Source organism: Ancylobacter gelatini (assembly GCF_022601675.1).
Lineage (GTDB): Bacteria > Pseudomonadota > Alphaproteobacteria > Rhizobiales > Xanthobacteraceae > Ancylobacter > Ancylobacter gelatini.
The window spans coordinates 112,720-138,606 of sequence record NZ_JAKVIL010000005.1 but is presented as its reverse complement, the minus strand read 5'-3'; the positions used below and the strand labels follow the sequence as shown (position 1 = coordinate 138,606).

Below are 25,887 nucleotides of genomic sequence, written 5' to 3'. Positions count from 1 at the left end.
GGTCCTCTCACTGGCGCCCGCGCGGGTCGGCGACATCGCGCAGCGCATCGCCGAGGAAGTTGGATGAGAGCGAGACGAGGAAGATCGCCATGCCCGGACCCAGCGCGATCCACCAGCAATAGAAGTTGGAGGCGCCCTCGGCGATCATCTGTCCCCATTCGGGGGTGGGCGGCTGGGCGCCGAGGCCGATGAAGCTGAGGCCCGCGGCAAGCAGGATCACCTGACCGACATCCATGGTCATGTTGACGAAGATCGGGCTCCAGCACAGCGGCATGATGTGCCGGAACAGCAGCCGGCCCGGCTTCACCCCGCCGACAATGGCCGCGTCGACATGGTCGAGTTTCTTCACGTTGAGCACCTGCGCGCGCATGAGGCGCGCATAGATGGGCCACCAGACGATGATGAGCGCGAGCGCGGTATTGACCAGCCCCGGTCCCAGCGAGGCGGCGATCGCCATGGCGAGCAGCACGGGGGGAAAGGCCAGCGTGATGTCGGCAAGGCGCATCAGGACATTGTCGATGAGGCCGCCGAGAAAGCCGGCCAGCGCGCCAACCGCCACGCCGAGGGCGACCGCGACGGCCAGCACGCCGGCCGCGATCGGCAGCGAGTAGCGCGCGCCATAGAGCGTGCGCACCAGCACGTCGCGGCCGAGCGCGTCGGTGCCGAGCCAGTGAGCGGCGCTCGGCGGCTGCAGGCGGCGGCCGGCGAGGGCGACGGGATCGTAGGGCGTCCACCAGGGAATGGTGATGGCGATGACGACGAGCCCGACCAGCACGACGATCGCGAAGATCAGCGGCAGATGCGACCAGCCAAGGCGCCGGAAAGCACGGCCGATGCCGGCCGAGAGGCGTGGCCGGGGCCGCTCGGCGGCGCGGGCGGGGGGACTGAAGAGCATCAGCCCGCCTCTCGCATGCGTGGATCGGCTACGGCATAGGCGATGTCGGTGAGCAGGTTTGCGATGAGGAAGCCGAGGCCCCCGATGATGGTCACGCCGGTGATCGCCGGATAGTCGAGGCTGCGCGCGGCATCGACCGCGTAGGACCCGATGCCGGGCCAGGAAAAGATCGTCTCGACCAGCACCGAGCCAGTGATGAGATAGGCGAAGGTGAAGCCGAGAATGGTCAGCGCCGGGATCAGCGCATTGGCGAGCGCGTGGTGGATCAGCACCCGCAGCCGCCCCGCCCCCTTGGCCCGCGCCATGGTGATGTAGTCCTGCCCCAGCACGTCGAGCATCGAGGCGCGCACCATACGGGTGATGATGCCCATGACCGACCAGCCGAGCACCAGCGCGGGCAGGACGAGATGTCGGAGCGCGTCGACGAAGGCGCCCCAGTTGCCGGCGAGCAGCGTGTCGACCAGCATGAAGCCGGTCACCGCGGGCGGCGGCACGGCACGGATGTCGAGCCGGCCGGGGCCGGGCAGCATTTGGGTCTGCACGGTAAACAGGAAGAGCGCGATCAGCCCCAGCCAGAACACCGGCAGGCAGGAGCCCAGCAGGGCCACCAGCCGTGCCAGATGGTCGGCGAAGGTGTTCTTGAATTCGGCGGAGACGATGGCGAGCACGATGCCGCCGACGGCACCGATGATCATCGCGCAGATGACCAGTTCGAGTGTCGCCGGCAGCCGCTGGGCGAGGTCGGTCAGCACCGGCTGCTTGGTGCGGAACGAGGTGCCGAGATCGCCATGAGCGAGGTTCCACACATAGGTCGCGTAGCGCTCCGGCACCGAGCCGTCGAGCCCCCAGCGCGCCTTGGCGGCGGCGACGATCTCGGCATTGTCGAGATTGCGCGCGCCAATGATGGAGATGAGAGGGTTGCCCTTGGTGAACTGGGCCAGCAAAAAGGTCGCCGTGACGATCCCGAGAAGCAGGAACGGCATCACCAGCAATCGCCGCACGACGACCTTCAGCATGGCGGTTCAGCCCCTCACTTCTTTTCGATTTCGCCGAGCGGCAGGTTGCAGCAGGCGCTGTAGCGCACGCCGCTCACATCGTTGCGATAGGCGAGAACGAGGTTGGGGCTCACCAGCGGCAGGATGATCTTGTCGTCGATCATCTTCATGGCGAGGTCGTGATAGGCCGTCTCCTGCCCGGCGGTATCGGTCGCGGCGAGGGCCTTCTGGTACATGGCCAGCTGCTCCTTGCCGTCGAGGCCGGCAACCTTGCCGACGCCGGCACGCTTGGCCCAGGGCATGTCCGGCATCATGCCGAAATACTGCACATACTGGGCGCTGCCGAAATAGTCCGGCGCGAAGAAGCCGAGAGCGAAGGGCACGCCGGGATCGTCGATGTCGCTCGCCCACACGGTGAAGGGCACCGGCTTCAGCGACAGCTTGATGCCGACCTTGCCGAGATCCTGCTGCACCTTCTGGGCGAGCAGGGAGAGGTCGACGCCATAGACATTCATCGCCGGAAACTCGAGTTCCATCGCGAAGCCGTCGGGATGGCCAGCCTTGGCCAGCAACTCCTTTGCCTTCTCGATGTTGAACACCGGCGCGGGCAGGTCCTTGGTGCCGGGATAGCCGTTCGGGATCGCGGAGGACTGTTCCTTGCCGTCGCCGCCGACGGTGAAGTCGATGAGGCCCTGGTAGTCTAGGGCCAACGCAATGGCCTCGCGGACCTCCTTGGTCAGCGGCACGGGGGCGCCCTTGGCCGCCGGGCTGATGGCGGCATAGACATAGTTGAACGAGGGCACGGCCTTGAAGGTGGCGTCAGGTGCCGAGACCGTCTTCGCCGTGTCGGGATCGACCTGCATGGCGATGTCGGCGGCACCGGACTGGAGCATCTGCGCCTGCGTCACCGCGTCGGCGGTCTGCTTCAGCACCACGCCGGAAACCGCCGGCTTCTTGCCCCAGTATTTCTCGTTGCGGGCGAGGCGCAGCGAGTCATCCGCCGTGTATTTCTCCAGTACGAAAGGGCCGGCGCCGGCCGAGTTGGCGAGGAACCAGGTGTCGGAGGTGTCGGAGGTCGCGGCGTCGTCCTTGGCGTTGGCGCCGTTGGCGGAGGCGAGCTTCGCGTTGATGATCCCGGTATAGGGCGCTGCCAGAATGCCGAGAAACTCGGAATTCGGCGTCGTGGTGGTGATGATGACGGTCTGGTCGTCCTTGGCCTCGACCGACTTCAGGCTGTCCATCAGATAGGACGGCCCGCCCTTGACGTTCTTCAGCCGCTCCAGCGACCATTTCACATCCGCCGCCGTCACCGGGCTGCCGTCTGAGAAGGTGGCGGCCGGATCGAGATGGAAGGTGAAGGTGGTCACGTCCGGGCTCACCTCCCAGCTCTTGGCGAGGCTGGGAATGATGGTCTGGTTGTCGGCGGCGAGCGTCAGCAGCGTCGCATAGACCGCCGAGAGGTAGATCTGGCAGGTGTCGCAATAGCCGCGCGCCGGATCGAGCGAGTTGATGTCCATGGCGCGCGCCACGACGAGCGGGCCGTCGGCGGCGCTCGCCGTCTGCGCAGCCATCGGCATGAAGAAGACCGATGCCAGCAGTGAGGCGGCGACGCCCGTGGAGAGGGCAAGGCGGGAGGGTCGGGCCATCGGCAATATCTCCGGACGAAGGGGGCGAGGAACGGGAACGTTGCGGCCGCTCAGGCGGTGGCCGGTGCCAGGGCGCGCACGGCGCGGAAGCCGAGTTCTGCGGCCTCGAGCGCCCGGTCGATGTCCTGGGGCGTGTGCGCCGCGCTCAGGAACATGTTGTGCTGCGGGTGGAAATAGACCCCCGCCTTCAGCGCCGCCGCGCAGAAGGCAAAGCCCTTGCGGCAGTCCGCGTCGTCGTCGAACAGCACCATTGGCATCTGCACCGGGCCGGTCTGGCGGATGGGGGTGCCGTGGGTGGCGCTCAAGGCGGCGAAGCCGTCGCGAAGCGCGGTGCCCATCGTCTCCATATGCGTGATCGCGTCGTCGCGGCGCAGGATGTTCAGCGTGGCCACGGCCGCGGCCATCGACATCGCTCCGCACCAGAAGGAACCGGTGGAGAAGATGGACTGCGTCGCCGCGCGGAAGCGGTCATTGCCGGTCACGGCCGAGAGCGCGAATCCGTTGGCGATCGACTTGGACCATGCCGAGAGGTCGGGGCGCACGCCGACGCGCTCCCAGCTGCCGCCGAGCGAGAGCCGGAAGCCGGCGCGCACATCGTCGACGATCAGCGCCGCGTCGGCGGCATCGGCGGCGGCGCGGGCGGCCCTGGCGAACGCGACCGTCGGCAGTTCCTGATCCTTGCCGTAATCATGCTTGAAGGCGCTGACGATGATCCCGGCGAGATCGCCGTCGGCCTGGGCCACGGCAGCGTTCAGGCTGTCGATGTCGTTGTAGTCATAGGCGAGGATATGCGCCCGGTCCTCGGCGGTGACGCCGATGAGGGAGGGCGAGCACCATGGCACGGCGCCATGATAGGCGCCCCTGGCGACGAGGATCTTGCGGCGTCCGGTGCCGGCGCGGGCGATGGTCGCCGCGGTGGTGGTGGCGTCGGTGCCGTTCTTCTCGAACTGCGCCCAGTCGGCATGGGGGATGAGTTCCACCATCAGTTCGGCGAGCTCGACCATCGTCTCGCCGGGGCCGTTCATGGCATCGCCCTGCTGGTATTGCGCGAAGGCGGCGGCGTCGACTTCCGGGTGGTGGTGGCCGAGGATGATCGGGCCCCAGCTGCACATGAAGTCGAGATATTCGTTGCCGTCGACATCCCAGAGCTTGGTGCCCTCGGCGCGGGCGAAATACTGGGGGTAGCCCTCGGGCAGAGCCTTGGCGTGCATGTGTCCCCACATGCCGCCGGGAACCACACGCAGCGCACGCTGGCGCAAGGCGTGATCCAAGGAATTGCTCATGGTGCTTCCCTCTTGTGCGTGCCTATTTTTCGGACGCGAGGGTGTAAGAGCCGGGGGCGCCGGTCAATCTACCGAAAGTAAGAGACGTGCGCGCCGGCTGCACGAGGCGGACGGGATCGCCACGACGCGGGCGCCGGCAGGTCCATGGCGGCGGCGCTGAAATGCCCCACGGCGAAAGGCGTCGCTACGCAGGGCCGCGATCGCCTTCTTGTGCATCGCCCCTCGTTCGGCTGAAGGCCGGGAGGATTTCTTCGAGGTCTTCGAAGAGCATGGCCGGGCCGATCCGCTCCAGCGTGCCGGCGCGGGCGAGCAGGTCCCTCGGCTCCCAGTGCAACTCGGCGATGCCCAATGCCACACCGCGCGCGGCGAACTCGCCCTGCAGGGCGGCCAGCATGGTGGCCGCCGTCGAATCGACCTGGGTGATGGCACTGGCATCGATGATGAACCATCGCGTCCCGGCAGGCAGCGCCTCCAGATGTTCCTTGAGCCGTTCGCGGACATAGTCGACATTGAAGAACAGGAGGCTGCCCTGGATCATGCAGACGGCCAGCCCCGGCACCGGCCGTGCTTGCTGCGATCGATGCAGCTTGTAGAACCCCGGCAGCCCCGGAATGCGGCCGAGCATGGCGTCGCGCGGGCGCATTTCCTTGAGCAGCACATAGGCAAGGGTTGCGGCGACCGCGACCATCACGCCGTTGAGCACACCGAAGCTGGCCGCGCCGAGCAAGCTGATCAGCGCGAAAACCACCTCCATCCGGCTGATGCGCCAAAGCTCGGCCAGCCCCCGGAGATCGATGAGGTTCAGCGCGGCCGCGACGAGGATGGCGCCGAGCGCCGGTACCGGCAGGATGCGCAGCGCGTCATTCAGAAACAGCAGCAGGATGGCGAGGCTCGCGGCGGCGACGAGCCCGCTCAGCTGGGAGCGTCCGCCGACCGACAGGTTCACGGCCGTGCGCGAATCCGAGACCGTGACCGGGAAGCCGCTGAACAGCCCTGCCGCGATATTGGCCGCGCCGAGGCCCGTCAGTTCGGCATTGGGGTCGACCTCGAATGTGCCGCGGGCGCCGAAGCTGCGGGCGGCGACGATGCCAGAGCCGAAGCTTACCAGCCAGACGGCGATGGCGCCCAGCAGCAGGTCTTTCGCCGACAGTCCGGCACCGAACGGCAATGAAGGGGTGGGGACGCCTCCGGGGATCGGCCCGACCACCTTCACGCCCATTGCCTCGAAGCCGAACAGCCAGGAGCCGAGGATCGCCAGCGTCACGACGACGAGGGGGCCGGGGATCGCGGACGCCCGCCGGTTGAGCAGCAGCAGGAGCAGCAGCAGCGCGACGCCGAGCGCGGTCGACGTCCAGTGGATCTCGCCCGCCTTCCGCGCCAGCTCCAGCACCGGGGCAATGAGCCCGTCGGATTCGATGGTCAGCCCGGTGAACCGGCCGATCTGGCCGACGAGGATTGAGAGCGCCACACCGCTGATGAAGCCGATGAGGATCGGCTTTGAGAGAAAGGCCGCCACAACCCCGAAGCGCAGCCATCCGGCTATAAGGCACAGCACGCCGACCGTGAGGGCCAGCAGCGCGGCGGCCACCATGCGGTCGCCCGGCGTCACCGCCGTCATGGTGGCGAGAACGCCGGCCAGCACGGTCATGGTCGGCGCGTCCGGCCCGACGATGAGCTTGCGCGACGGGCCGAACAGCGCATAGCCGATGAGGGGAAACAGGCTCGCATAGATGCCGACTTCCGGCGGCAGCCCGGCGATGGCCGGGTAGGCGATGGCGCTCGGGACCGCCACGGTCGCGATGGCGAGGCCTGCCGGAACATCGCTGCGGATCCAGCCGGGCTGGAAGCCGGCGAAGCCCTTCAGGAATGGAAGCCTAACCTGCATGCGGGCAATCCTCATCTCTCCGGCTCGGCGGCTCCACCACCGCACGGGTCGCACCGGAAAGTCGTGAGTGTTTTTCCCCAGCGCTCGGGAAAGGCCGGCATCGCGAGGCCGGCAGCCCGGCGTCCTGCGAACAGGCGGGCCGCTCCGGCCTTCGAGCGTCCCCTGATCGGAGAGGGAACGGAGGACGAGAACGTCGGCAAGACGACGGGAACGACTGACATCCGGTGGCGCCGGAATGCGCGCGGGCCGACACGGCATCTCGGCAATGGGTGCCGGTCCGGCGGGTCATCCCTCCCGCGCGAGGCGCCGCCGGCCAACATACCCATGACACGCCCTCGTCGCGGCCCCCGGACCGTGCCTTGAGGCAGCCGGGCGCGCAGTATCGAAGCCGGATCGCCGCGGAATCAAGCAGCAGCGCTGCACAATCGCGGCTCCGGCTTCTGGGTCACATCCGCGTTCCGGGAGGTGGGGGCGCGCGCCAGCGGATGGCCCCGCCTTCATGTTCTGCCCGCGTTTTCCGGCGGTTCGCACAGCACCCGCGCGGGTGCCCGCGTGCATCTCACATGCCGGTCCTGATGCCGGACCGCTCTGCCTGCGCGCCGGCGATCGCCGCCCCCGCCTGGGCGATGACGTCGACAAGCGGCCGGTCGATATCGACCGTCACCACATCGGCCTCGCCGGTCGGAACCTCCAGCGTGGCGAGCTGGCTGTCGAGGAGCGCGAGCGGCATGAAGTGCCCGGCACGCTGGCCCATGCGCTCGGCCAGCACGGCCCTCGAACCGCTCAGGAAGACGATGTCGAGCGGCCCGGCCGTGCGAAGCTGGTCGCGATAGGCGCGGCGCAGCGCCGAGCAGGACACCACGACCCCGCGCCCGGCGGCCCGGCTGTCGGCAATCGCCCGGCAGATCGCCTCAAGCCAGGGACGGCGATCCGCGTCGTCCAGCGGCTCGCCGCGGGCCATCTTGGTGATGCTGGCGGGGGTGTGGAGCGCGTCCCCCTCGATGAAATCGGCGCCGAACATCTCGGCAAGGGCTTGCCCGGCCGAGGATTTCCCGCAGCCACACACACCCATCACCACAATGGCGGGAACAGACTCGCGCGGCATGGGCGTCACGGTGCCGTGCCGAAGCGGAACTGCACCTTCATCGCCCGCCGCCGGTCCGAGGCCAGAGCGAACGCCGCGTCCGCCTCCTCGATCGGGAAGCTGCCGGTCAGCAACGGGGCGAGATCGACCTGTTCGCTGGAGATCAGCTCGGCGGCGCGGGCGAATTCAGCGTCGAAACGGAAGCTGCCGCAGAGGTTCAGCTCCTTGGCGACGACGGCATTCATCGGCAGGGTCAGCTCGCCCCCGAGCCCGACCAGCACGATGGTGCCGCGCGGGCGGGTGAGTGAGATGGCGCTCACCAGCGCGCCGCCATTGCCGGAGCATTCGAGCACCGCGTCGACGCGGCCCTTGTCCTGCGCGAGATCGGCCAGCTCGTCCGTCCCGCCCGAGACGTCCACGCAGCGCGTCGCTCCCAGCCGGGCGGCAATGGCGAGGGCTTCCGGCGCGATATCGGTGGCGATGATGTCGCGCGCTCCCGCCAGCCGTGCCGCCGCGATGACGAGGCAGCCGATCGGGCCGCAGCCGGAGACCAGAACGGTCTTGCCGGCCAGCTCGCCCGCCTGCGCCACCGCGTGCAGCGCCACGGCGAAGGGCTCGCACAGCGCGGCGAGCGACAGGTCGACCGCGTCGCCGACTTTCACGGCCTGCGCTTCCGGCACGGTCATCTCCTCGCGGAACGCTCCCTGGACATGGGGAAAGCGCATGGCGCTGCCATAAAAGCGCATGTCGAGGCACTGATTGCGCAGGCCGCGCTGGCAATAGGTGCATTGCCCGCACGGTCCCGAGGGGTTCACCGCGACCTTGTCGCCGATCTTGACCGAGGTCACGGCCGGGCCCACCGCCTGCACCGTGCCGGCCACCTCATGGCCGAGCACCATGGGTTCGCGCAGGCGGACCACGCCGAATCCGCCCTGGTGGAAATAGTGCAGGTCCGACCCGCAGATCCCCCCCGCACCCATGCGCACGACGACGTCGTGCGGGCCGGGCGCGGCGGCCGGCAGGACCTCGAGGCGCAGATCGTGCGGGGCGTGGATGACGATGGCGCGCATGGCGGGCAAGTCCTTGGAGAGAAGGGGAGGCAGGAACGCGGTCGGCGTCACCGGGTCATCCAGTGCAGCGGCCACAGGACGATCTGCGGGAAGGCGACCAGCAGGAACATCACGACGCTCTGGGCGATCAGGAAGGGCAGCACCCCGCGTATCACCCCGCTCATCGGAACCTTGGCAACGCCGCAGACCACGTTGAGCACGGTGCCGACCGGTGGCGTGACCAGGCCCAGCGCGTTGTTCATGATGAACAGCACGCCGAAATAAACCGGGTCGATGCCCGCCTGCTTCACCACCGGCATCAGCACGGGGGTCAGGATCAGCACGGTGGGGGTGAAGTCGAGCGCGGTGCCGATGATGAACACCAGCACCATGAGTATCGCCATCAGCAGGATCGGGCTGTCCATGAACGGCTCGACGAAGACGGCGAGCTGCTGGGGAATGTCGGCGGTGGTGATCAGCCAGGCCGACACGCCAGCCGCCGCGACCAGGAACATGATGACCGCCGTCGTCTCCGCCGCCCGATAGATCAGTCGGAACAGGTCGCTCGGCTTGATCTCGCGGTAGATGAACAGGCCCACGAAGAGCGAGTAGACGGCAGCGATGACGGCCGCCTCGGTCGGCGTGAAGATGCCGAACTTGAGGCCGCCAATGATGACGAGGGGCAGCAGCAGCGCCCAGAAGGCGTCGCGGGTTTCGATCACACGCTCGCGCATCGAACGGCGCGGCTCGACGCGGGGATTGTCGCGCTTGATGCACCAGCGCCACGCCACCATGATGGCGATGCCCATGAGCACGCCCGGCACGATGCCGGCGATGAACAGCTTGGTGATCGACACCCCGCCGGCCACGCCGAAGATGATCATGCCGATCGAGGGCGGAATGACCGGGGCGATGATGCCGCCGCAGGCGATGAGGCCGCAGGAGCGGTTCACGTCATAGCCGGACTTGCGCATCAGCGGCACCAGCACCGAGGCGAGCGCGGCGGTATCGGCGACGGCGGAGCCCGAGAGCGAGGCCATGATCACCGCCGCCATGACCGCGACATAACCCAGCCCGCCCCGGATATGGCCGACCCAGGCCATGGCCATGGTGATGATGCGCCGGGTCATGCCGCCGGCATTCATGAACTCGCCGGCAAGCATGAAGAAGGGCACGGCCAGCAGCGGGAAGCTGTTGGCGCCGTCCCACATGTTCTGGATGATGATCTGCGGATCGGTGATGCCCATGTAGAACATCATGGCGAGGCCGCAGCCGATCAGCGCGAAGGCGACCGGCATGCCGAGCGCCATGAGGCCCAGCAGCGAACCGATGAAAATAAGGACGATCATGACGCGGCCCCTTTGCGGGAGGTCTGGTCCGCGAGCTCGTGCTCGATGTCGTGGATCTCGGACATGCCTTCCTCATTGACGTCGATCAGCTCGTCTTCCGCGACATGGCCGAGGGCGAGGCGAACGAGATTGGCGAGGCAGATGAGGCCGATGGCGGTGCTGGTGATGTAGCTCACGCCATACACCCAGAGGGTGGAGATCTGCGCGACGGGCGAGGAGTTCCCGGCGATGATGTCGTGCTGCAGCCAGGTGCCGTAGAGCATGTACAGGCTGCACACCAGCATGATGGCCTGGCTGATGCCCCAGCACAGCTTGCGGCCGAGCAGCGGCAGGGCGCGCACGACGAGGTCGACGCCCAGATGCGCCCGCCGGTGCAGGCCGACAATGGCGCCGAGGAAGGTGAGCCAGACAAACGCGAAGCGCGGCAGTTCGTCGGACAGGTCGATGCCGGTGTTGAAGCCGAGCCGCAGCACCACATTGCCGAAGACGGTGACGAGCATGACGACCATGCACAGCACCATCACCACCTCAAGCACGCGGTAGAACGCTGCAATCGCCCAGCTGAGCAGTTGGTTCATCGTGACACCTCGCGAAAGCCGGACGCCGCTCCGTCACCGAAGGAGGGGGTGCGCCGCAGGAGGAGGGGCCGGCGACCCGCCGAGGCGGGCCGCCGGGTGCGATCGCTCAGTTGGCGCTGCGCGCCTTCTCGATTTCGGCGTAGAAGCCGTCGACGAAAGCCTCGCCGATCTGCGGCTTGAACTTCGCCACCACCGGCTTCACCTGGGCCTGGATGCGGGCCAGCTGGTCGGCGGGAACCTCGTCGACTTCGACGCCCGCTTCCTTGAACTTGGCGATGACGTCGCGGTCACCCTCGTCGAGCAGCTTGCGCTGCAGGAGACCCGCCTCGATGGCGGCCTTGCGGATGCCGGCCTGGTCGTCCGGGGTGAGCTTGTCCCAGAACTTCTGCGAGGCCACCAGCGCCACCGGCGTGTAGACGTGGTTGGTGAGCGAGATGTACTTCTGAACTTCCTGCATCTTGTTGGCATACATATGCAGGAGCGGATTTTCCTGGCCGTCGATCGCCTTCACCTCAAGAGCGGGGAAGACCTCGGAGAACGGCATCGGGGTGGCGTTGGCGCCGATGGTCTTCCAGGTATCGAGCGCGACGGGGTTGGCCATCACGCGCAGCTTCAGGCCGGTGATGTCGTCAAGCTTGGTGACCGGGTGGCGGCTGTTCGACAGGTTGCGGAAACCCATGCCGGTCCAGGTCAGGCCGACGATGCCGGACGGCGCGACCTTTTCGAAGATTTCCTTGGACGAGGCGCCGTCGAGCACGGCGTAGACTTCCTTGGTGTTCTGGAACATGAAGGGCAGATCCCAGACCTGCACTTCCTTGACCCGCGACGACAGCGGCGCCAGCGTGCCGATGTAGAATTCCTGCGTGCCGGACTGCACCGCCTGCAGCTGCTTTTCGTCGCTGCCCAGCAGGGCGCCGTGATAGGTCTGCACCTTCACATTGCCATTGGTGTAGGTCCCGACCAGCTCGGCGAACTTGTTCATGGCGGCCGCCTGCGGGTGGCTTTCCGGCATGGCATGGCCGGCCTTGGCCTTGATTTCGGCCATGGCGGGGCCGGCCGCGAACAGGGCGGCGGCGGCGAGCAGCGCGGCGGTGGCCGCGCGCAGGCCGGGGGTCTTCGTCGCAAGGGCGGCGGTCGTTCCGAAAGGCGTCTTCATGGGGTCTCTCCTTGGTACGGCTTGGTTTTGTTGAGGGATGCGGCGGCGCGTCGCCTAGAGGACGGCCAGCATGCCGCCGTCGACATAGATGAGCTGGCCGTTGACGTAGTTGGAGGCGGGCGAGGCGAGGAACACCGCCGCGCCGACCAGTTCATCGGGCTGGCCCCAGCGCTTCGCCGGGGTGCGGCCCTTGACCCAGGCATCGAAGGCCGGATCGTTCATCAGGGCCTCGTTCATGTCGGTCGCCATGTAGCCGGGACCGATGGCGTTGGCCTGGATGTTGAACTGCGCCCACTCCGCGACCATGGAATGGGTCAGCGTCTTGATGCCGCCCTTGGCCGCCGTGTAGGGCGCGACCGTGGCGCGTGCCGCCTGGCTCATCAGCGAGGCGATATTGATGATCTTGCCGCCGCGGCCGCGCGCGATCATGCGGCGCGCCGCCTGCTGGCTGACCAGGAAGGCGCTGGTGAGGTCGACCTCGATCACCCGGCGCCAGTCGGCCGGGTCGAGATCGACCATCGGCTTGCGGAACTGGATGCCGGCATTGTTGACGACGATGTCCACCTCGATGCCCTCAGTGTCGAGGCTAGCGAAAGCCTTGGCGACGGCGGCATCGTCGGTCACGTCGAAGGGCAGCGCATGAGCGTGCAGGCCCTCGCCCTCCAGCTGGCGGCGGGCGTCTTCGGTGGTGTCGGGCCGGGTGCCGTTCAGCACCACCCGCGCTCCGGCCTGGGCGAGCCCGCGCGCGATGCCATAGCCGAGGCCGCGCGCCGAACCGGTGATGAGAGCCGTGCGGCCTTCGAGGGAAAAGAGCTGTGTGGACATGGAGATATCGCTTTCTAGAGAGCGCTGCGGCGGGTGCTGATGTCGGGGCGCGTGAACACGTCGGGCTTCAGCTCAAGGCCGAGGCCGGGACCTTCCATCGGGTAGGCATAGCCGTTCTCGATGCGCGGCAGCTCGGTCACCAGCTCGGTGTACCAGCCGCGATAAAAGGCGCGGACCGACTCCTGGATCAGCGTGTTGGGCTGGCTGAAGGAGCAGTGGATCGCTGCCGCGAAGGCCACCGGGCCGGTGCAGTCATGCGGCGCGAACGGCCGGTGATAGGTGTCGGCCTGGGCGGCGATCTTGCGGCCTTCGGTCAGGCCGCCGGTCCAGCACAGATCCACCATCACCACGCCGACCGCGTCGACGTTCAGGAAATCCTGATAGGCAAAGCGCGAACCCAGCGTCTCGCTGGCGCAGACCCACACATCCGTCGAGCGCGCATATTCGGCAAGGGCCTGCGGCGAATTCATGCGGATGGGATCTTCATACCAGGTGGGCGCATAGGGTTCGAGCGCGCGGGCGATCTGCTTGGCGGTCGGCAGGTTCCACAGGGAGTGGAACTCGACCATGATCTCCATCTTGTCGCCGACAGCCTTGCGGATCCTCTCGAAGGGCTGGATCGCCGTCTTCATCTGCTCGGCGGTGATGTAATTGCCGCCGGTCTCGATGGCGGCGGGATCGAACGGCCAGATCTTCATGGCGGTGATGCCCTCGTCGAGCAGGCTCTCCGCCACTTCGTCGGCCCGGTTCATGAAGCCGTCGAGATCCTCATACGGCCCCTCGGCCTCGCCGAGGCCCCAGGTGGACACCGGCTTGATGCTCATCGAGCGGACATATTTGTAGCCGGCACAGGTGTTGTAGAGGCGCAGCTTGTCATGGGCGAGGCCGCCCAGCATCTGGTGGACCGGCTGGTTGCAGACCTTGCCGAAAATGTCCCACAGCGCGAAATCGATGGCCGAGGCCGCGCGGTACTCGACGCCGGTCGAGGCCTGCGCCAGCGGCAGGTTGACCATCTCCCGGTTGAGCGCCTCGATGCGCAGCGGGTCGCGGCCCAGCAGCCGGCCGGCGAGCGTGTCGTGAATGTGCGCCTCGACCGCGCCGGCGCCATAGAAGGTCTCGCCGAGGCCGATCACGCCCTCGTCGGTGTGGACGTGTACCCAGAGCAGATTGGCGAATTCGGCGAGGCGGATAGTCTCGATGGCTGTGATTTTCATGGCGCTTGCACGGAGCTTTGAGGACACACTCCGCCGTGGCCCGTCCGGCAGGACGAACTGGCAGAGAAACCGACGATGTAAGGCACAGGTCCGCTATCCCGGCCCGCGCGGGGCGGCCGGAAGATGGCAGACGATCAGGCTGCGGACAGGCGCAGCGTCAGGTCAGGACGGTCCGGTCATGGCGTTCCTCCGCAGCCTCTTGGCTGTTGCGTGGGGCGAGCTCTTGCTTGGCTCGCTTTTGAACTTCCGCGACGCTGGCGCTCTGGGCCGGCGTGCGGAATGCATTGGCATTCAGGCTCAACAGATGGCGCATGTCGCGCTCGGCATCGTCAAGCAGTTCGATGATGGCGTCGCCGGCATCGGACGGCCGACGGCTCTCGATCGCCTCACACACCCGGCGGTGCAGCGGCAGCGAATGCGCGCGCCCTCCGGGAACGGCGGCGACCCGTTCGAAGCAGATGCGAAGCACCGTCGACATCACGCTCTGCAACTGGGTGACGAACGGATTGGCGCAGGCGCGGATGATGGTGCTGTGGAATTCGAGGTCGGCGGCGACATAGTCGCCCTGCCCGTCGACGGCGGCCGCCATGGCCTCATAGGCCGCGCGCAGCGTCTTGAGTTCGGCCGGGCTGGCCCGCTCGGCGGCGAGGCGGGCGGCGGCCGGCTCGATGATGCGCCGCAGTTCCATGATGTCGGAGCCGAGCGCGAGATCGACGCCATTGGCATCGGCGCGCCAGATCATCACTTCCTGATCGAGCAGGCTCCACCGGCTCTGTTCCAGCACCACCGTGCCGGTGCGACGGCGCGCCTCCAGCATGCCTTTCGACACCAGCCCCTTGATCGCCTCTCGCAGCACGATCCGGCTGACGCCGAGTTGCGCACACAGCACCGGCTCGGCCGGAATCACCTGCCCCGGGCGATAGCGGCCCGCGCAGATGTCCTTCCCCAATCGGTCGAGAGTGTCATGGTACAGGGTCATCCAATCATCATACGTATGATGATTGGATCGTCAATAGTCGCGTGACGCGCCCGTTTTCGGCTTTGCCATCTTCGCGCGCTTGCCGCTGCGTTTGCCCGCCATGTCCACCAGTCGGCGAAACGTCGGGCACTCCATGTGAGAGGGTGCCGGGCAGTCGGCGACATGGCGGAGGGTGTCGCGCAGCGCCGTCAGCTCGCGGATTCGTCGGTCAATTTCTTCCGCCTTCGCGTGTAGGGCCGCGCGCGGCAGATCCGGCATACCGTTCCTGCCGAACATCCCCGCGATCTCGTCGAGCGAAAAGCCGGCCGATTTGCCCATTGCGATCAGCTTGAGCTGCAACAGCACCTCGGGGGCAAACTGTCGGCGCAATCCATGCCGGGAGACCGAGGAAATCAGCCCGGCTTCCTCGTAGTAGCGCAGCGCCGAGGGCTTGTTCCCGCTCTTCTCCGCAACCTCGCCAATGTCCAGAAACTTCATGCTTGACCTCAAGTCGGCTTGAAGTGGCAGCCTGCTCGCTCATGGCTCTCGAAGCAAGAGGAGGACGCAATGGGACAGGCACGGTCAGGCGTAATGGAGAAGGCGCAAGCGGGGATAGCGGTCACGCTGGCGCTCGCGATGCTGTTGGCCGCACTCGGCACGAGCATTGCCAATATCGCGTTGCCGGCGCTGGCCGAGGCCTTCTCAGCGCCCTTCGCACAGGTGCAGGCGGTGGTCGTCGCCTATCTGGCGGCGCTGACGGTCTGCGTAGTGATCGCGGGCCGGCTCGGCGACCGTCGCGGGCTGAAGCCCATGCTGGTGGCCGGCCTCGCCGTGTTCGCCGTCGCCTCGCTGCTGTGCGCCGTCGCGCCGAACCTGCCGCTGCTGATCGGGGCGCGGGCGCTTCAGGGCATCGGGGCGGCATTCCTGATGACACTCGCCATGGCGCTGATGCGCCAGACCGCGAACGAGGCGCGCGTCGGGCGAGCCATGGGCCTGCTCGGTACGGTCTCGGCGCTCGGCACGGCGCTTGGCCCCTCGCTGGGTGGGCTGCTGATCCCCGTGACAGGATGGCGCGGCATCTTCTGGGTACAGGTACCGCTGGTGATTCTGGCGCTGATACTGGCAATCACAATGCTTCCGGCCGATCCCGGCAAGGAAAAGGCGCCGTCCGTCAGCCTGTGGTCGGTCATGAGCCGGAGCCTTGCGCCCAATCTCCTGGTCAATGGCGTGGTCGCCGCCGTCATGATGACGACGCTGGTGGTGGGTCCCTTCTATCTCGGCATCGGGCTTGGTCTGACGGCGCCGCAGGTCGGCTTCATCATGGCGGTCGGCCCCGTGATCTCCATTTTCAGCGGCGTTCCGTCCGGGCGGCTGGTCGATGCCTGGGGCAGTGGCCGCATGCTCGCCATCGGCCTTGGCCTGCTGGCAACGGGCGCTTTCCTGCTGGCGTTTCTGCCGAACGGGATCGGCGTTGCGGGCTATGTGCTCTCCATCATCGTGCTGACGCCCGGCTATCAGCTGTTCCAGGCCGCGAACAACACCGCCGCGCTCGCCGATATCTCCGAGGACCGGCGCGGCACGATCTCCGGATTGCTTGGCCTGTCGCGCAATATCGGCCTGATTGCCGGCGCATCCGCCATGGGGGCCGTCTTCGCTTTCGGCGTGGGGACGGAGGAGTTCGCGCGCGCCAGCACGTCGGCCATCGCTTCGGGGATGCGGCTGACCTTCCTGCTGGCTGGCGCAATGATGCTCGCCGCCATCGCGGTTGCGATGGTGCATCGTCATTCCGCCAGGCAGTCATCCCAATAATTGGCTGGCCGGCTGGGGCGTGATTCACCCTTTCCCGATAGGGGAGAAAGCGATGCGCCGGTACGAACGGGCCGACGGGGAATGGGCGATCATTGCCCGGCTTTTGCCGAACAAGCCGGGCGGGGTCGCCGTGGCGGGATGTGCGGGAGCGTTATGGTCCGCGTACACCCCGGCCCGTGGCTCGCGTGCGAACGCGACGATCCGCACCACGTTTTGGCAGGCAAGGTCGATCAGTGGGATGAGGCCGTCTTTACGGCATGCACAAAGCGGGGCGCCATCTGATCCGTGACCTCCGGTGTTCGCGTATCGACAACGCCCGACCATCCGCCGCCCAGCGCCTTGTTCAGGGAGATGTAGTAAGTGGCAATCGCCACGCGGCTCTGTAGTTGGGCGTCTTCTGCCGAATAGAGCGAACGTTCCGCGTCGAGCACGTCGAGGAAGCTGCTGCTGCCGCTTTGATACAGCGTGCGCGCCAGCGACGTCGCCTGCCGGTAGGAACGCGCGGACGCGTCGAGGCTGCGGTTGCGCCGCTGCTCCTGCCTCAGCGCCACGCTGGCATTCTCGACATCCTGCAGCGCCGTCAGCACGGCAGCGCGATAGGCGATGAAATATTCGTCCCGCTCGGCCTGGGCGTACGCGACGGCGGCTTGCAACTGTCCGGCATTGAAGATCGGCACGCTCACGCTCGGGCCGAAACTCCAGCTGATGGACGAGTTCTTGCCGAGGTCGCCCACCTTGGTTGCCGAGGTCGACACCTCGCCGGCAAGGCTGACATCGGGATAGCGCGCGGCTTCGGCCTGGCCGATCTTCGCGGTGTACTGCGCGAGTTGGCGTTCGGCGAGCCGCACATCGGGGCGCGAGAGCAGGACATCGGCCGGCACGCCCTGCGGCACGGCACGGCGCGGCGCGGGGATCGGCGCGCTCGGCTTCATGGTTTCGTTCAGCGATGAAGGCGGCTGCCCGAGCAGCACGGCGATCTGATGTATCGATTGCTGATAGGCGGATTCAAGCTGGGGGATATCGGCTTCCGTGCTCGCCGCCTGCCCTTCGGCATTGGCCACGTCGACGGCGGAGGCCGATCCCGCCTCCAGCTTGTTGCGTGTCAGCGCCGCCGTCTCGCGCTGCGAGGCCGCCGTGCGGCGCGCCAGCGCGATGCGAGCCTGATAGCCGCGCGCTTCGACATAGCTGGTGGTCACGTCGCCGACCAGCACCAGCAGCGTGTTGCGGAGGTTCTCGTCGGAGGCGTCGAGCCCATATTCCGCCGCCTCGGCCCCGCGGCGGTTTTCGCCGAACAGGTCGAGTTCCCAGCTCGCATTGAGCCCGGCGCCGAAGGAGTCGAACGGGCCGGAGACGGTGACATCACCGGACTGCGCCGAGACGTTGCTGCCATTGTCGGCTCGGCTGTAGCTGCCTGAGCCGGTCAGCGTCGGGGCGAGCGCGGCGATCGCCTGTCGGCGGGTAGCCCGCGCCTCCCGCACCCGCGCTTTGGCCGTCGCGACATCGAGATTGCCGGCCACAGCCTGTTCGACAAGGCGGTTTAGCGTCTTGTCGTTGAGCTGCTCCCACCAATGGGCAAGGTCCGGCGGCAGGCTGGTGGCATCGCCGGCCGTCATGCCGGCCGTTTTGCCGCTGCCCCAGGCGGTGGGAAGCTGCAGGGTGGGTGCCGTGTAATCGGGGCCGACCGCACAGCCGCCGAGAAGGCCGGCAAGCAAGACCACGCAGGCCCGCGAAAGCAGCCATGGCTTGGAGCGAGGCATGAGATCACCGGTAGCGGCAGGATGCCGGGCACATCCGAAGAAGCGGTCAGCGGGCATCGGCGTCCTCCACCTGAAGGGCGGCTTCTGAAACGCCGCGCGACGCCGCATTCCTTCCGAACAGCCGCCGCACCGTTACGAAGAGCAGCGGGATGAAGAACACGCCGAGCACGGTGGCCGCGATCATGCCGCCCATCACGCCGATGCCGATGGCGTTCTGCGCGCCCGAGCCGGCACCGCTGGCGATGGCGAGCGGCGTCACGCCGAGAATGAAGGCGAAGGACGTCATCAGGATCGGCCGCAGGCGTTGGCGGGCCGCGTCCAGTGTCGCATCGACGAGGCCGAGGCCATGTGCCTGCCGCTCAATAGCGAATTCGACGATCAGGATCGCGTTCTTGGCGGCAAGGCCGATCGTGGTGAGCAGGCCAACCTTGAAATAGACGTCGTTGGTCTGGCCGAACAGGTGAGCGCCGACCAGCGCGCCGAAGATGCCGATCGGAACCGACAGCAGCACCGCGAACGGGATCGACCAGCTCTCATAGAGTGCGGCAAGGCACAGGAACACGACCAGCAACGAGATGGCGTAGAGCGCGCTCGCCTGGTTGCCGGACAGCCGCTCCTGATTGGAAAGCCCGGTCCATACATGGCCGTATCCACTGGGAAGTGTTGCGGAAATCTCGTCGATCGCCGTCATCGCGTCCCCGGAGCTGACGCCGGGTGCGGCCTGTCCTTGGATCTCCACCGCCGAGACGCCGTTGAAGCGCTCCAGCCGTGGCGAGCCGAACGTCCAGCGCGATGAGGCGAAGGAGGAGAACGGCACCATCGCGCCATCCGCGTTGCGCACCTGCCATCTGGTGAGGTCTTCCGGTTGCATGCGGAACGCGGCTGCCGATTGCAGATAGACCTTCTTCACCCGCCCGCGATCGATGAAATCGTTGACGTAGCTGCTGCCCCAGGCGGTGGAGAGCGTGTCGTTGATGTCGCCGAGAGAGACGCCGAGCGCGCTGGCCTTCTCCTGATCGATATCGACCACGAATTGCGGCTCGTCCTCCTGCCCGTTGGGGCGGGTATTGGCGAGGCGGGGATCGCCTGCGGCCTTGGCCAGCAATTCGTTGCGGGTCGCGATCAGGGCTGCATGCCCGGCGCCATTGATGTCCTGAAGGTAGAAACTGAAGCCGTTGGAGTTGCCCATGCCCTGAATCGCGGGCGGGGAGAGGGCGAACACCATGGCGTCGCGATACGTCGAGAACGCGGCCATGGCGCGCCCTGCCACGGCGTCCGCGGACAGATTGGCGGTCTTGCGCTCATCGAAGGGCCGCATGCGCACGAAGGCGATGCCGACATTCTGTCCCTGTCCACCGAAGCCGAAGCCGGACACGGTCATGACGCCCTCGACCGCCTCCTTCTCCTCCTGGAGATAGTGGTCGGTTACCTGCTGCAGAACCTGCTGCGTCCGGTCCGCCGTGGCGCCGACCGGCAGCTGGACGCTGGTGATCAGGAGGCCCTGATCTTCCTGCGGCAGGAAGGAAGACGGCAGGCGAACGAACAGCCAGCCCATGCCGAGCGCGATGATGAGGAAGACGACCAGCGCGCGGCCCGTGCGGGCGATGATGCCGGCGGCACCCCGGCGATAGGCTTCCGTGGTGCGATCAAAGCCGCGGTTGAACGCACCGAAGATGCCGCGCTGCTTGGCGCCGGGCTTGGCGGGTTTCAGAATGGTGGCGCACAGGGCCGGCGTCAGGATCAGCGCCACCAGCACCGACAGGATCATGGCGGTGACGATGGTCACCGAGAACTGCCGATAGATCACGCCGACCGAGCCGCCGAAGAATGCCATCGGCACGAACACTGCCGACAACACGGTCGCAATGCCGATCAGCGCGCCGGTGATCTCATCCATCGACTTGCGCGTCGCCTCGCGCGGCGAGAGGCCTTCCTCCTCCATCACGCGCTCGACATTCTCGACCACGACGATGGCGTCATCGACCAGCAAGCCGATCGCCAGCACCATGGCGAACATGGTCAGCGTATTGATGGAATAGTCGAAAACGGAGAGCACACCGAACGTGCCCAGAAGTACGACCGGCACGGCAATGGTCGGAATAAGGGTGCTGCGGATGTTCTGCAGGAACACGAACATCACCACGAACACCAGCACCACCGCCTCGATCAGCGTGTGCACCACGCTCTCGATCGACAGCACCACGAACGGCGTCGTGTCATAGGGGTAGACCACCTCGACGCCTTCGGGGAAGGTCGCGGCAAGGCGTTGGATGGTCGCCTTCACCGCCTCCGCCGCGTCAATGGCGTTGGCGCCGGTGGCGAGATTGATCGCGAGGCCCGCTGCCGGCTTGCCGTTGTACTGCGAGGTCGTGGTGAAGCTTTCCGCGTCAAGCTCGACGGTGGCCACATCGTTCAACCGCACCAGCGAGCCGTCGGTCTGGCTTTTCAGGATGATGTTGCGGAACTGCTCGGCGGTCTGTAGCCGCGAGCGAGCGGTCACGGTGGCGTTGAGCTGCTGGCCGCGAACCTGCGGCAGGCCGCCAAGCTGGCCGGCGGACACCTGCGTGTTCTGGCTCTCCAGCGCCGTGGAAACGTCGCCGGGCATAAGCTGATACTTGGCCAGCTTGTCGGGATCGAGCCAGATGCGCATCGCGTAGCCCGAGCCGAAAAGCTGTGTCGATCCCACGCCCTCGACGCGCTTCAGCGTGTCGGAGAGCGTCGAATCCACATAGTCGGCGAGGTCGACCGAGGACATCTTGCCGTCCGACGAGACGAAGCTGATCACCATCAGGAAGCCGTCGGACGCCTTGGCGACCTCGATGCCGGAGTTCTGCACGATCGTCGGCAGCTGCGAGGTCACCAATTGCAGCTTGTTCTGCACCTGCATCTGGGCGACGTCGGGATCGGCGGAGCCGGTGAAGGTCAGAGAAATACTGGCCTGTCCGGTCGAGGTCGACGTCGCCGACATGTAGTCGAGATGGTCGATGCCGGTCATGCCCTGCTCGATGATCTTGGTCACCGAGTTCTCGACCGTCTGTGCGTCCGCGCCCGGATAGCTGGCGCTGATCGTCACCGTGGTCGGCGCGATCTGCGGGTATTGCGCGATGGGCAGGCTGTTCAGCGCCAACAGGCCGCCCAGCATGATGAGAATGGAGATCACCCAGGCGAAGATCGGGCGGTCGATAAAGAAACGCGACATGACCGGCCTCAGTTCGGCGTGCTGGTGGAAGCGCCCGCGCCACCCGTTGCAATGGCGCCGCTCGTCGGTGTCGCGGATTGCTGACCACGCTCCTTGACCTCGCCGGTGGTGTCGTCGACCACCACGTCGATGGCGGTGACGTCCTGTCCGCTGCGCACGAACTGGCTGCCTTCGACCACCACGCGGTCGCCATCGCCAATGCCGGTCTCGACCAGCCAGCTATTGCCGACGCTGCGCGCCACGGTGAGCACGCGCTGCTCGATCTTGTTCTGAGCATTCACCACGAGCGCCACCGCCTCACCTTTGGAATTGCGGGTGACGCCACGCTGGGGAACCAGGAAGCTGTTGGGTGCCACGCCTTCCTCGACGACGGCGTGCACATACATGCCGGGGAGCAGCAGGCGGTCCGGATTGGGAAACTGCGCGCGCACGGAATAGGTGCCGGTGGTCTCGTCGACATAGGCGGAGGCGAATTCGAGCGTGCCGGCATGCGGATAGATGATGCCGTTATCGAGCTTCAGCCGCACCGCGACATCGTCGCCGCTGATCTTGATGCGCCCTTCCCGGACCGCCTCGCGCAGATTGAGCAAATTGGTGCTCGACTGCGTCACGTCGACATTGATCGGGTCGAGCGTGCGGATCGTGGTCAGCGCCGTATCCTGGCTTGCCGTCACCAGCGCGCCGGGGGTAAGCGCAGACTTCTCGATCCGTCCGCCGATCGGCGCGGTAATCCGGGTGTAATCGAGGTTGATCCGCGCGGTATCGACGCTCGCGCGTGCTGCCGCGACCTCTGCCTTGGCCTGCGCCAGCGAGGCGATCGCGTCGTCATTGTCCTGCTTGCTTACCGCGTTCTGCTTGATAAGGCCGGCATAGCGCTCGACCTTGGCCTCGGCGCTCGGCACGGCCGCCTCGGCCTTCTGGAGGCTGGCGACGGCGCTGTCATAGGCGGCCTGATAGCTCGAAGGCTCGATCTGGTAGAGCGGGTCGCCCGCCTTGACCTCACCGCCCTCCTTAAAAAGCCGCTCCTTGATAAGTCCACCGACCTGCGGCCGGACTTCGGCGATCAGCGAGGCCGAGGTGCGCCCCGGCAGCTCCGCGGTGACCGCCACCGACTGCGGATGCACGGCGACGACGCCAACCTGCACACGACCCGGCGCGCCCGGGCCATTGGGACCCGCATTGTCGTTCCCGTCGCAAGCGGCCAGCGCCAGCGCCAGGAATGCGGGCACCGTTATTCTGGCCAAACGGCCCTTGGGAGGCGACATCGCAACCGATCCAATTTATGGTACTGGATAGTACCTATATTTTGCGAGCGCCCGGCTTGTCAATTGTGTTAGGTCTGCCCTCATCGGTCATCGCCTGCGGGAAGCGTTGCTGTGCCCTCCGAAGAAACGAAACTTCCCACTGCCCCACGCTCTCGGGGACGCCCCAAGCTGGCGCCCGACGCCGCCCGTCGGGACGACATCGTTGCCGTGGCCATGCAGATGTTCCAGGAGGCGGGTTATGCGCGGCTGACCACCGACGCGGTGGCGGCCCGCTGCCGCATCTCGAAGCGCACGCTCTACCAGCTGTTTCCCAGCAAGGCGGCGCTGTTGACGGCTATCATCGACCAGCATCGCGCGCTCATGGTGCGGCTGCCGGCGAATTACGATGATGTGCCGCTCGACCGCGCTCTGGACCTGATCTTCGGCAACGACATCGACGACGAGGCCGACCGCGAACGCTTTGCGTTCCTGCAGCTGATATTCGTGGAGGCGGTTCAGCATCCCGAACTTGATCAGATATCGGTAACGCACGGCAGAGGCGTCGTCTTGCAGTTGCTCGGCGACTGGATCGCGCATGAATGCCGTCGCGGGCGTCTCGACGTCCCCGATCCGACAGATGCCGCGCGTATGCTGATGGACATGGTGACGGGCTCCGTCACGCGCGGTCTCGACGGACGGCTCGACTGGGACGGCAGCGACCGGCGCCGGGCCTATGTCCGGGAATGCATCCGTGTATTCCTGAACGGAACGACATCGGCTCGCTGAGAGGCGAAGGTGCGCCGACGAGTTCGATCAGCACCCCCATCTGGCGCGCAGACCAGACGCGCCGAGCGTCCGCTTCAGGGGGCACGCCAGGATGGGCTTACACGTGGCTACTTCCACTACGGGCACGTCATTTCACCAGGACCAGCGCTCAACATACGATGCTGGGGCGTGCTGCGATTTCCAGGCGAAGCAATTGGCGAAGTCGCACATATTATCAAACGCGACCTTGGTGTCAGAACGGCAGGCGTACGTTCTCTTTAACCGACTTCATGACGAAGAACGTCCGTGTCTGCCTGACGCCAGGAAGGGCTATCAATTTCTCTCCCTGCAATCTGTTGAAGTCGTCCATGTCACGGCATCGAATTTTCAGTAGAAAGTCGAACTCTCCTGCCACCAACAGGCAGTCGATGATCTCTTTCATCTTGAGAATCGCCTCTTCGAATGCCAGCCTATGCTCCGGAGCGGCTCGATCAAGTGCAACGCCGACCATCACGAGAGTGCCCAGGCCCACCATTTCCGGCGCCAAATCGGCTCGAACGCCCGTGATAAATCCCTTGTCGAACAGGCGCTGCGTCCGTCTGTGACACGTCGCCGGGCTCACGTTCACCTGCATTGCGAGTTCCGCATTGCTTAACCTTCCATCGATCTGAAGGGCCCGCAGGATTTTGACATCTATCCGATCGAGGGAAGGCTTGGAAGTTTCTTTCATTTTCAAACCAAAAATGCGCCGGGATAGCCATTTGAAGGGGTCGTTCTCAACATTTATCATAAATAATGAAAAAACTACGAGAGCACCTTCCGCGCAAGATCGGGTACTTCTGACCACGCAACGTAACTCAAATGAGATCGCCGCGTGAGAACGAGAGCTCCTGATCTGACCGCCTAATCCCCCTCTCTTCGTTCGCCTCCGGCGACCGAAAAAATGAGCCCTCTCAAGCGTTTCTTGATTGTTGGCGCCGCCCGACGAAGGGCTGCGGCGATGCCTTTGCACGCCTGCCACACAACGGCACCTCCAAACTCCTCGTTTTTGACGGCCTTGCTCTAGCTGGCGTCTTCTATTGGAAGGAACTTCTCCATGGCTGCAATTAAGACAGGCCTTCTCGCTGCAACTGCCGCTGCCGCCTCTCTTGCGTCGGCGACACTCGCCCATTCAGCTGATCGGATCCCGGAAGCGCAGGCTGTTAAGAATGTCGTACTCGTGCACGGCGCCTTTGCCGACGGCTCGGGCTGGCGCGGCGTCTATGACCAGCTGACCCAGCGCGGCTATCGGGTCACCATCGTGCAAAACCCGCTGACCTCGCTTGCCGACGACGTCACGGCGACCAAGCGGGCGCTGGCCCGGCAGGAGGGCCCGGCGATCCTCGTGGGGCACAGCTGGGGCGGGACGGTGATCACCGAGGCGGGCGTTGATCCGAAGGTGTCCGGCCTCGTCTATGTTTCAGCCCTGTCCCCCGACAAGGGCGAGACCACGGCCCAGCAATATGACGGGTTCACCACCCCGCCGGAATTTGTGCTGGACGTCGGCAACGACGGTTTCGGCTATGTGAAGGCGGAGAACTTCAAGGCCGGCTTTGCCGCCGATGCGAGCGATTCCGACGCCGCTTTCATGCGCGACTCGCAGGTGCCGATCGCCATGTCCGTCTTCGGGACAAAGCTCACCGAAGCCGCCTGGCGCAGCAATCCGAGCTGGGCTGTGATCGCCACCGACGACAAAGCCTTCGACCAGCGCATGCTGCAGCACATGGCCAAGCGCATCGGGGCGAAGATCACCGAGGTCCCCGCAAGCCATGCGGTCTTCATGACACAGCCCAAGGTCGTCGCCGACGTCATCGACGAGGCGGCCCGGTCGGTCAGCGCCAAGGCGCAGTGAGGGCGTCCTCGTTGTCGCCGGGCCCTCGCGAGCCGATGAGGTAAACGCTCGTGCCCACATCGCACGGCAACTCCACCAGCCGGGCTGTTTCGCGCGGCAGGTGGACAGCCCGTTGAGGGACGCGTGCCGGCTGATCGCCTTCGACCTGCTGGGCCACGGCCATCGACGGGATCTCCTTCGGCCATCCGTGGCGCGCCCGCTGCCATCTCACGCGCCATTCCGGCACGCGGTTTCCGCCTTCAACGAATTGGCCGGACGCCTTGTCCTCGACATTGCCAGCGCGCGGGCGAGTGAAAGCTATGAGC

Annotated in this window: 21 protein-coding genes; 3 read left to right on the top strand and 18 right to left on the bottom strand. The window is 66.3% G+C overall.

Annotation, left to right across the window (positions count from 1 at the left end; translation table 11 throughout):
* Nucleotides 1–7: 7 nt before the first annotated feature.
* The 14 genes from MKI84_RS10805 to MKI84_RS10740 form a co-directional block, all read right to left on the bottom strand.
* Nucleotides 8–895 carry an ABC transporter permease gene (locus MKI84_RS10805; RefSeq protein WP_241619432.1) on the bottom strand — a complete coding sequence of 296 codons (888 nt, stop codon included), beginning with the start codon at nucleotides 893–895 and terminating at the stop codon, nucleotides 8–10.
* The gene (locus MKI84_RS10800; RefSeq protein ID WP_241619430.1) at nucleotides 895–1,911 is read right to left on the bottom strand and encodes an ABC transporter permease; all 1,017 of its coding nucleotides are present in this window, start codon (nucleotides 1,909–1,911) and stop codon (nucleotides 895–897) included. The genes MKI84_RS10805 and MKI84_RS10800 overlap by 1 nt, the downstream gene beginning before the upstream one ends.
* Before the next feature lie 14 nt (nucleotides 1,912–1,925).
* Nucleotides 1,926–3,536: an ABC transporter substrate-binding protein gene (locus MKI84_RS10795; RefSeq protein ID WP_241619428.1), complete on the bottom strand. Its 1,611-nt coding sequence runs from the start codon at nucleotides 3,534–3,536 to the stop codon at nucleotides 1,926–1,928.
* Between the two features lie 50 nt (nucleotides 3,537–3,586).
* The gene (locus MKI84_RS10790; RefSeq protein WP_241619425.1) at nucleotides 3,587–4,819 is read right to left on the bottom strand and encodes an aminotransferase class III-fold pyridoxal phosphate-dependent enzyme; all 1,233 of its coding nucleotides are present in this window, start codon (nucleotides 4,817–4,819) and stop codon (nucleotides 3,587–3,589) included.
* A gap of 184 nt (nucleotides 4,820–5,003) precedes the next feature.
* Nucleotides 5,004–6,704, bottom strand: a complete 1,701-nt coding sequence (locus MKI84_RS10785; protein ID WP_241619423.1) for a SulP family inorganic anion transporter — start codon at nucleotides 6,702–6,704, stop codon at nucleotides 5,004–5,006.
* A gap of 559 nt (nucleotides 6,705–7,263) precedes the next feature.
* Complete coding sequence (locus MKI84_RS10780; RefSeq protein WP_241619421.1) at nucleotides 7,264–7,809, bottom strand: gluconokinase; 546 nt, start codon at nucleotides 7,807–7,809, stop codon at nucleotides 7,264–7,266.
* A 5-nt stretch (nucleotides 7,810–7,814) separates the two neighbouring features.
* Nucleotides 7,815–8,858 carry an L-idonate 5-dehydrogenase gene (locus MKI84_RS10775; RefSeq protein ID WP_241619644.1) on the bottom strand — a complete coding sequence of 348 codons (1,044 nt, stop codon included), beginning with the start codon at nucleotides 8,856–8,858 and terminating at the stop codon, nucleotides 7,815–7,817.
* 47 nt (nucleotides 8,859–8,905) lie between these two features.
* Nucleotides 8,906–10,186 (bottom strand): TRAP transporter large permease, encoded by a 1,281-nt coding sequence (locus MKI84_RS10770; RefSeq protein WP_241619420.1) that lies wholly within the window; start codon nucleotides 10,184–10,186, stop codon nucleotides 8,906–8,908.
* Nucleotides 10,183–10,764, bottom strand: a complete 582-nt coding sequence (locus MKI84_RS10765; RefSeq protein ID WP_241619418.1) for a TRAP transporter small permease — start codon at nucleotides 10,762–10,764, stop codon at nucleotides 10,183–10,185. The genes MKI84_RS10770 and MKI84_RS10765 overlap by 4 nt, the downstream gene beginning before the upstream one ends.
* Nucleotides 10,765–10,870: 106 nt before the next feature.
* Nucleotides 10,871–11,920, bottom strand: coding sequence for a TRAP transporter substrate-binding protein (locus tag MKI84_RS10760; RefSeq protein WP_241619415.1), 1,050 nt, complete (start codon nucleotides 11,918–11,920; stop codon nucleotides 10,871–10,873).
* A gap of 54 nt (nucleotides 11,921–11,974) precedes the next feature.
* Nucleotides 11,975–12,745, bottom strand: coding sequence for an SDR family oxidoreductase (locus tag MKI84_RS10755; RefSeq protein ID WP_241619413.1), 771 nt, complete (start codon nucleotides 12,743–12,745; stop codon nucleotides 11,975–11,977).
* A 14-nt stretch (nucleotides 12,746–12,759) separates the two neighbouring features.
* Nucleotides 12,760–13,959, bottom strand: coding sequence for a mandelate racemase/muconate lactonizing enzyme family protein (locus tag MKI84_RS10750; RefSeq protein WP_241619412.1), 1,200 nt, complete (start codon nucleotides 13,957–13,959; stop codon nucleotides 12,760–12,762).
* A 157-nt stretch (nucleotides 13,960–14,116) separates the two neighbouring features.
* Nucleotides 14,117–14,938, bottom strand: coding sequence for a FadR/GntR family transcriptional regulator (locus tag MKI84_RS10745; RefSeq protein ID WP_241619410.1), 822 nt, complete (start codon nucleotides 14,936–14,938; stop codon nucleotides 14,117–14,119).
* A gap of 30 nt (nucleotides 14,939–14,968) precedes the next feature.
* Nucleotides 14,969–15,415, bottom strand: a complete 447-nt coding sequence (locus MKI84_RS10740) for a helix-turn-helix domain-containing protein (protein WP_241619408.1) — start codon at nucleotides 15,413–15,415, stop codon at nucleotides 14,969–14,971.
* A gap of 18 nt (nucleotides 15,416–15,433) precedes the next feature.
* Here MKI84_RS10740 and MKI84_RS10735 point away from each other — a divergent pair, with 18 nt between their 5' ends.
* On the top strand, nucleotides 15,434–16,726 hold the full coding sequence (locus tag MKI84_RS10735; RefSeq protein WP_281063218.1) for an MFS transporter: 1,293 nt from the start codon (nucleotides 15,434–15,436) through the stop codon (nucleotides 16,724–16,726).
* A gap of 230 nt (nucleotides 16,727–16,956) precedes the next feature.
* On the opposite strand, the gene MKI84_RS10730 is transcribed toward MKI84_RS10735, so the two are convergent.
* Genes MKI84_RS10730 through MKI84_RS10720 form a run of 3 tightly spaced genes read right to left on the bottom strand, consistent with a single transcriptional unit; the run spans nucleotide 16,957 to nucleotide 22,947 of the window.
* Nucleotides 16,957–18,483: an efflux transporter outer membrane subunit gene (locus MKI84_RS10730; protein WP_241619405.1), complete on the bottom strand. Its 1,527-nt coding sequence runs from the start codon at nucleotides 18,481–18,483 to the stop codon at nucleotides 16,957–16,959.
* Nucleotides 18,484–18,529: 46 nt separating this feature from the next.
* Nucleotides 18,530–21,682, bottom strand: coding sequence for an efflux RND transporter permease subunit (locus tag MKI84_RS10725; RefSeq protein ID WP_241619403.1), 3,153 nt, complete (start codon nucleotides 21,680–21,682; stop codon nucleotides 18,530–18,532).
* Nucleotides 21,683–21,690: 8 nt separating this feature from the next.
* The gene (locus tag MKI84_RS10720) at nucleotides 21,691–22,947 is read right to left on the bottom strand and encodes an efflux RND transporter periplasmic adaptor subunit (protein WP_241619401.1); all 1,257 of its coding nucleotides are present in this window, start codon (nucleotides 22,945–22,947) and stop codon (nucleotides 21,691–21,693) included.
* 207 nt (nucleotides 22,948–23,154) lie between these two features.
* Here MKI84_RS10720 and MKI84_RS10715 point away from each other — a divergent pair, with 207 nt between their 5' ends.
* Nucleotides 23,155–23,712 carry a TetR/AcrR family transcriptional regulator gene (locus tag MKI84_RS10715; RefSeq protein WP_342593627.1) on the top strand — a complete coding sequence of 186 codons (558 nt, stop codon included), beginning with the start codon at nucleotides 23,155–23,157 and terminating at the stop codon, nucleotides 23,710–23,712.
* Between the two features lie 232 nt (nucleotides 23,713–23,944).
* Here MKI84_RS10715 and MKI84_RS10710 read toward each other — a convergent pair whose 3' ends face one another.
* Entirely contained in the window at nucleotides 23,945–24,421 is a 477-nt protein-coding gene (locus MKI84_RS10710) for an Lrp/AsnC family transcriptional regulator (protein ID WP_241619399.1), read from the bottom strand.
* 366 nt (nucleotides 24,422–24,787) lie between these two features.
* Between MKI84_RS10710 and MKI84_RS10705 the strand changes: the two genes are divergently transcribed.
* Complete coding sequence (locus MKI84_RS10705) at nucleotides 24,788–25,582, top strand: alpha/beta fold hydrolase (protein ID WP_241619398.1); 795 nt, start codon at nucleotides 24,788–24,790, stop codon at nucleotides 25,580–25,582.
* Nucleotides 25,583–25,887 lie beyond the last annotated feature (305 nt).

Excerpts from the sequence above, each read along its gene's own strand:
- MKI84_RS10805 (WP_241619432.1), bottom strand. The coding sequence starts at position 895 with ATGCTCTTCAGTCCCCCCGCCCGCGCCGCCGAGCGGCCCCGGCCACGC.
- MKI84_RS10800 (WP_241619430.1), bottom strand. The coding sequence starts at position 1,911 with ATGCTGAAGGTCGTCGTGCGGCGATTGCTGGTGATGCCGTTCCTGCTT.
- MKI84_RS10795 (WP_241619428.1), bottom strand. The coding sequence starts at position 3,536 with ATGGCCCGACCCTCCCGCCTTGCCCTCTCCACGGGCGTCGCCGCCTCA.
- MKI84_RS10790 (WP_241619425.1), bottom strand. The coding sequence starts at position 4,819 with ATGAGCAATTCCTTGGATCACGCCTTGCGCCAGCGTGCGCTGCGTGTG.
- MKI84_RS10785 (WP_241619423.1), bottom strand. The coding sequence starts at position 6,704 with ATGCAGGTTAGGCTTCCATTCCTGAAGGGCTTCGCCGGCTTCCAGCCC.
- MKI84_RS10780 (WP_241619421.1), bottom strand. The coding sequence starts at position 7,809 with ATGCCGCGCGAGTCTGTTCCCGCCATTGTGGTGATGGGTGTGTGTGGC.
- MKI84_RS10775 (WP_241619644.1), bottom strand. The coding sequence starts at position 8,858 with ATGCGCGCCATCGTCATCCACGCCCCGCACGATCTGCGCCTCGAGGTC.
- MKI84_RS10770 (WP_241619420.1), bottom strand. The coding sequence starts at position 10,186 with ATGATCGTCCTTATTTTCATCGGTTCGCTGCTGGGCCTCATGGCGCTC.
- MKI84_RS10765 (WP_241619418.1), bottom strand. The coding sequence starts at position 10,764 with ATGAACCAACTGCTCAGCTGGGCGATTGCAGCGTTCTACCGCGTGCTT.
- MKI84_RS10760 (WP_241619415.1), bottom strand. The coding sequence starts at position 11,920 with ATGAAGACGCCTTTCGGAACGACCGCCGCCCTTGCGACGAAGACCCCC.
- MKI84_RS10755 (WP_241619413.1), bottom strand. The coding sequence starts at position 12,745 with ATGTCCACACAGCTCTTTTCCCTCGAAGGCCGCACGGCTCTCATCACC.
- MKI84_RS10750 (WP_241619412.1), bottom strand. The coding sequence starts at position 13,959 with ATGAAAATCACAGCCATCGAGACTATCCGCCTCGCCGAATTCGCCAAT.
- MKI84_RS10745 (WP_241619410.1), bottom strand. The coding sequence starts at position 14,938 with ATGACCCTGTACCATGACACTCTCGACCGATTGGGGAAGGACATCTGC.
- MKI84_RS10740 (WP_241619408.1), bottom strand. The coding sequence starts at position 15,415 with ATGAAGTTTCTGGACATTGGCGAGGTTGCGGAGAAGAGCGGGAACAAG.
- MKI84_RS10730 (WP_241619405.1), bottom strand. The coding sequence starts at position 18,483 with ATGCCTCGCTCCAAGCCATGGCTGCTTTCGCGGGCCTGCGTGGTCTTG.
- MKI84_RS10725 (WP_241619403.1), bottom strand. The coding sequence starts at position 21,682 with ATGTCGCGTTTCTTTATCGACCGCCCGATCTTCGCCTGGGTGATCTCC.
- MKI84_RS10720 (WP_241619401.1), bottom strand. The coding sequence starts at position 22,947 with ATGTCGCCTCCCAAGGGCCGTTTGGCCAGAATAACGGTGCCCGCATTC.
- MKI84_RS10710 (WP_241619399.1), bottom strand. The coding sequence starts at position 24,421 with ATGAAAGAAACTTCCAAGCCTTCCCTCGATCGGATAGATGTCAAAATC.
- MKI84_RS10705 (WP_241619398.1), top strand. The coding sequence starts at position 24,788 with ATGGCTGCAATTAAGACAGGCCTTCTCGCTGCAACTGCCGCTGCCGCC.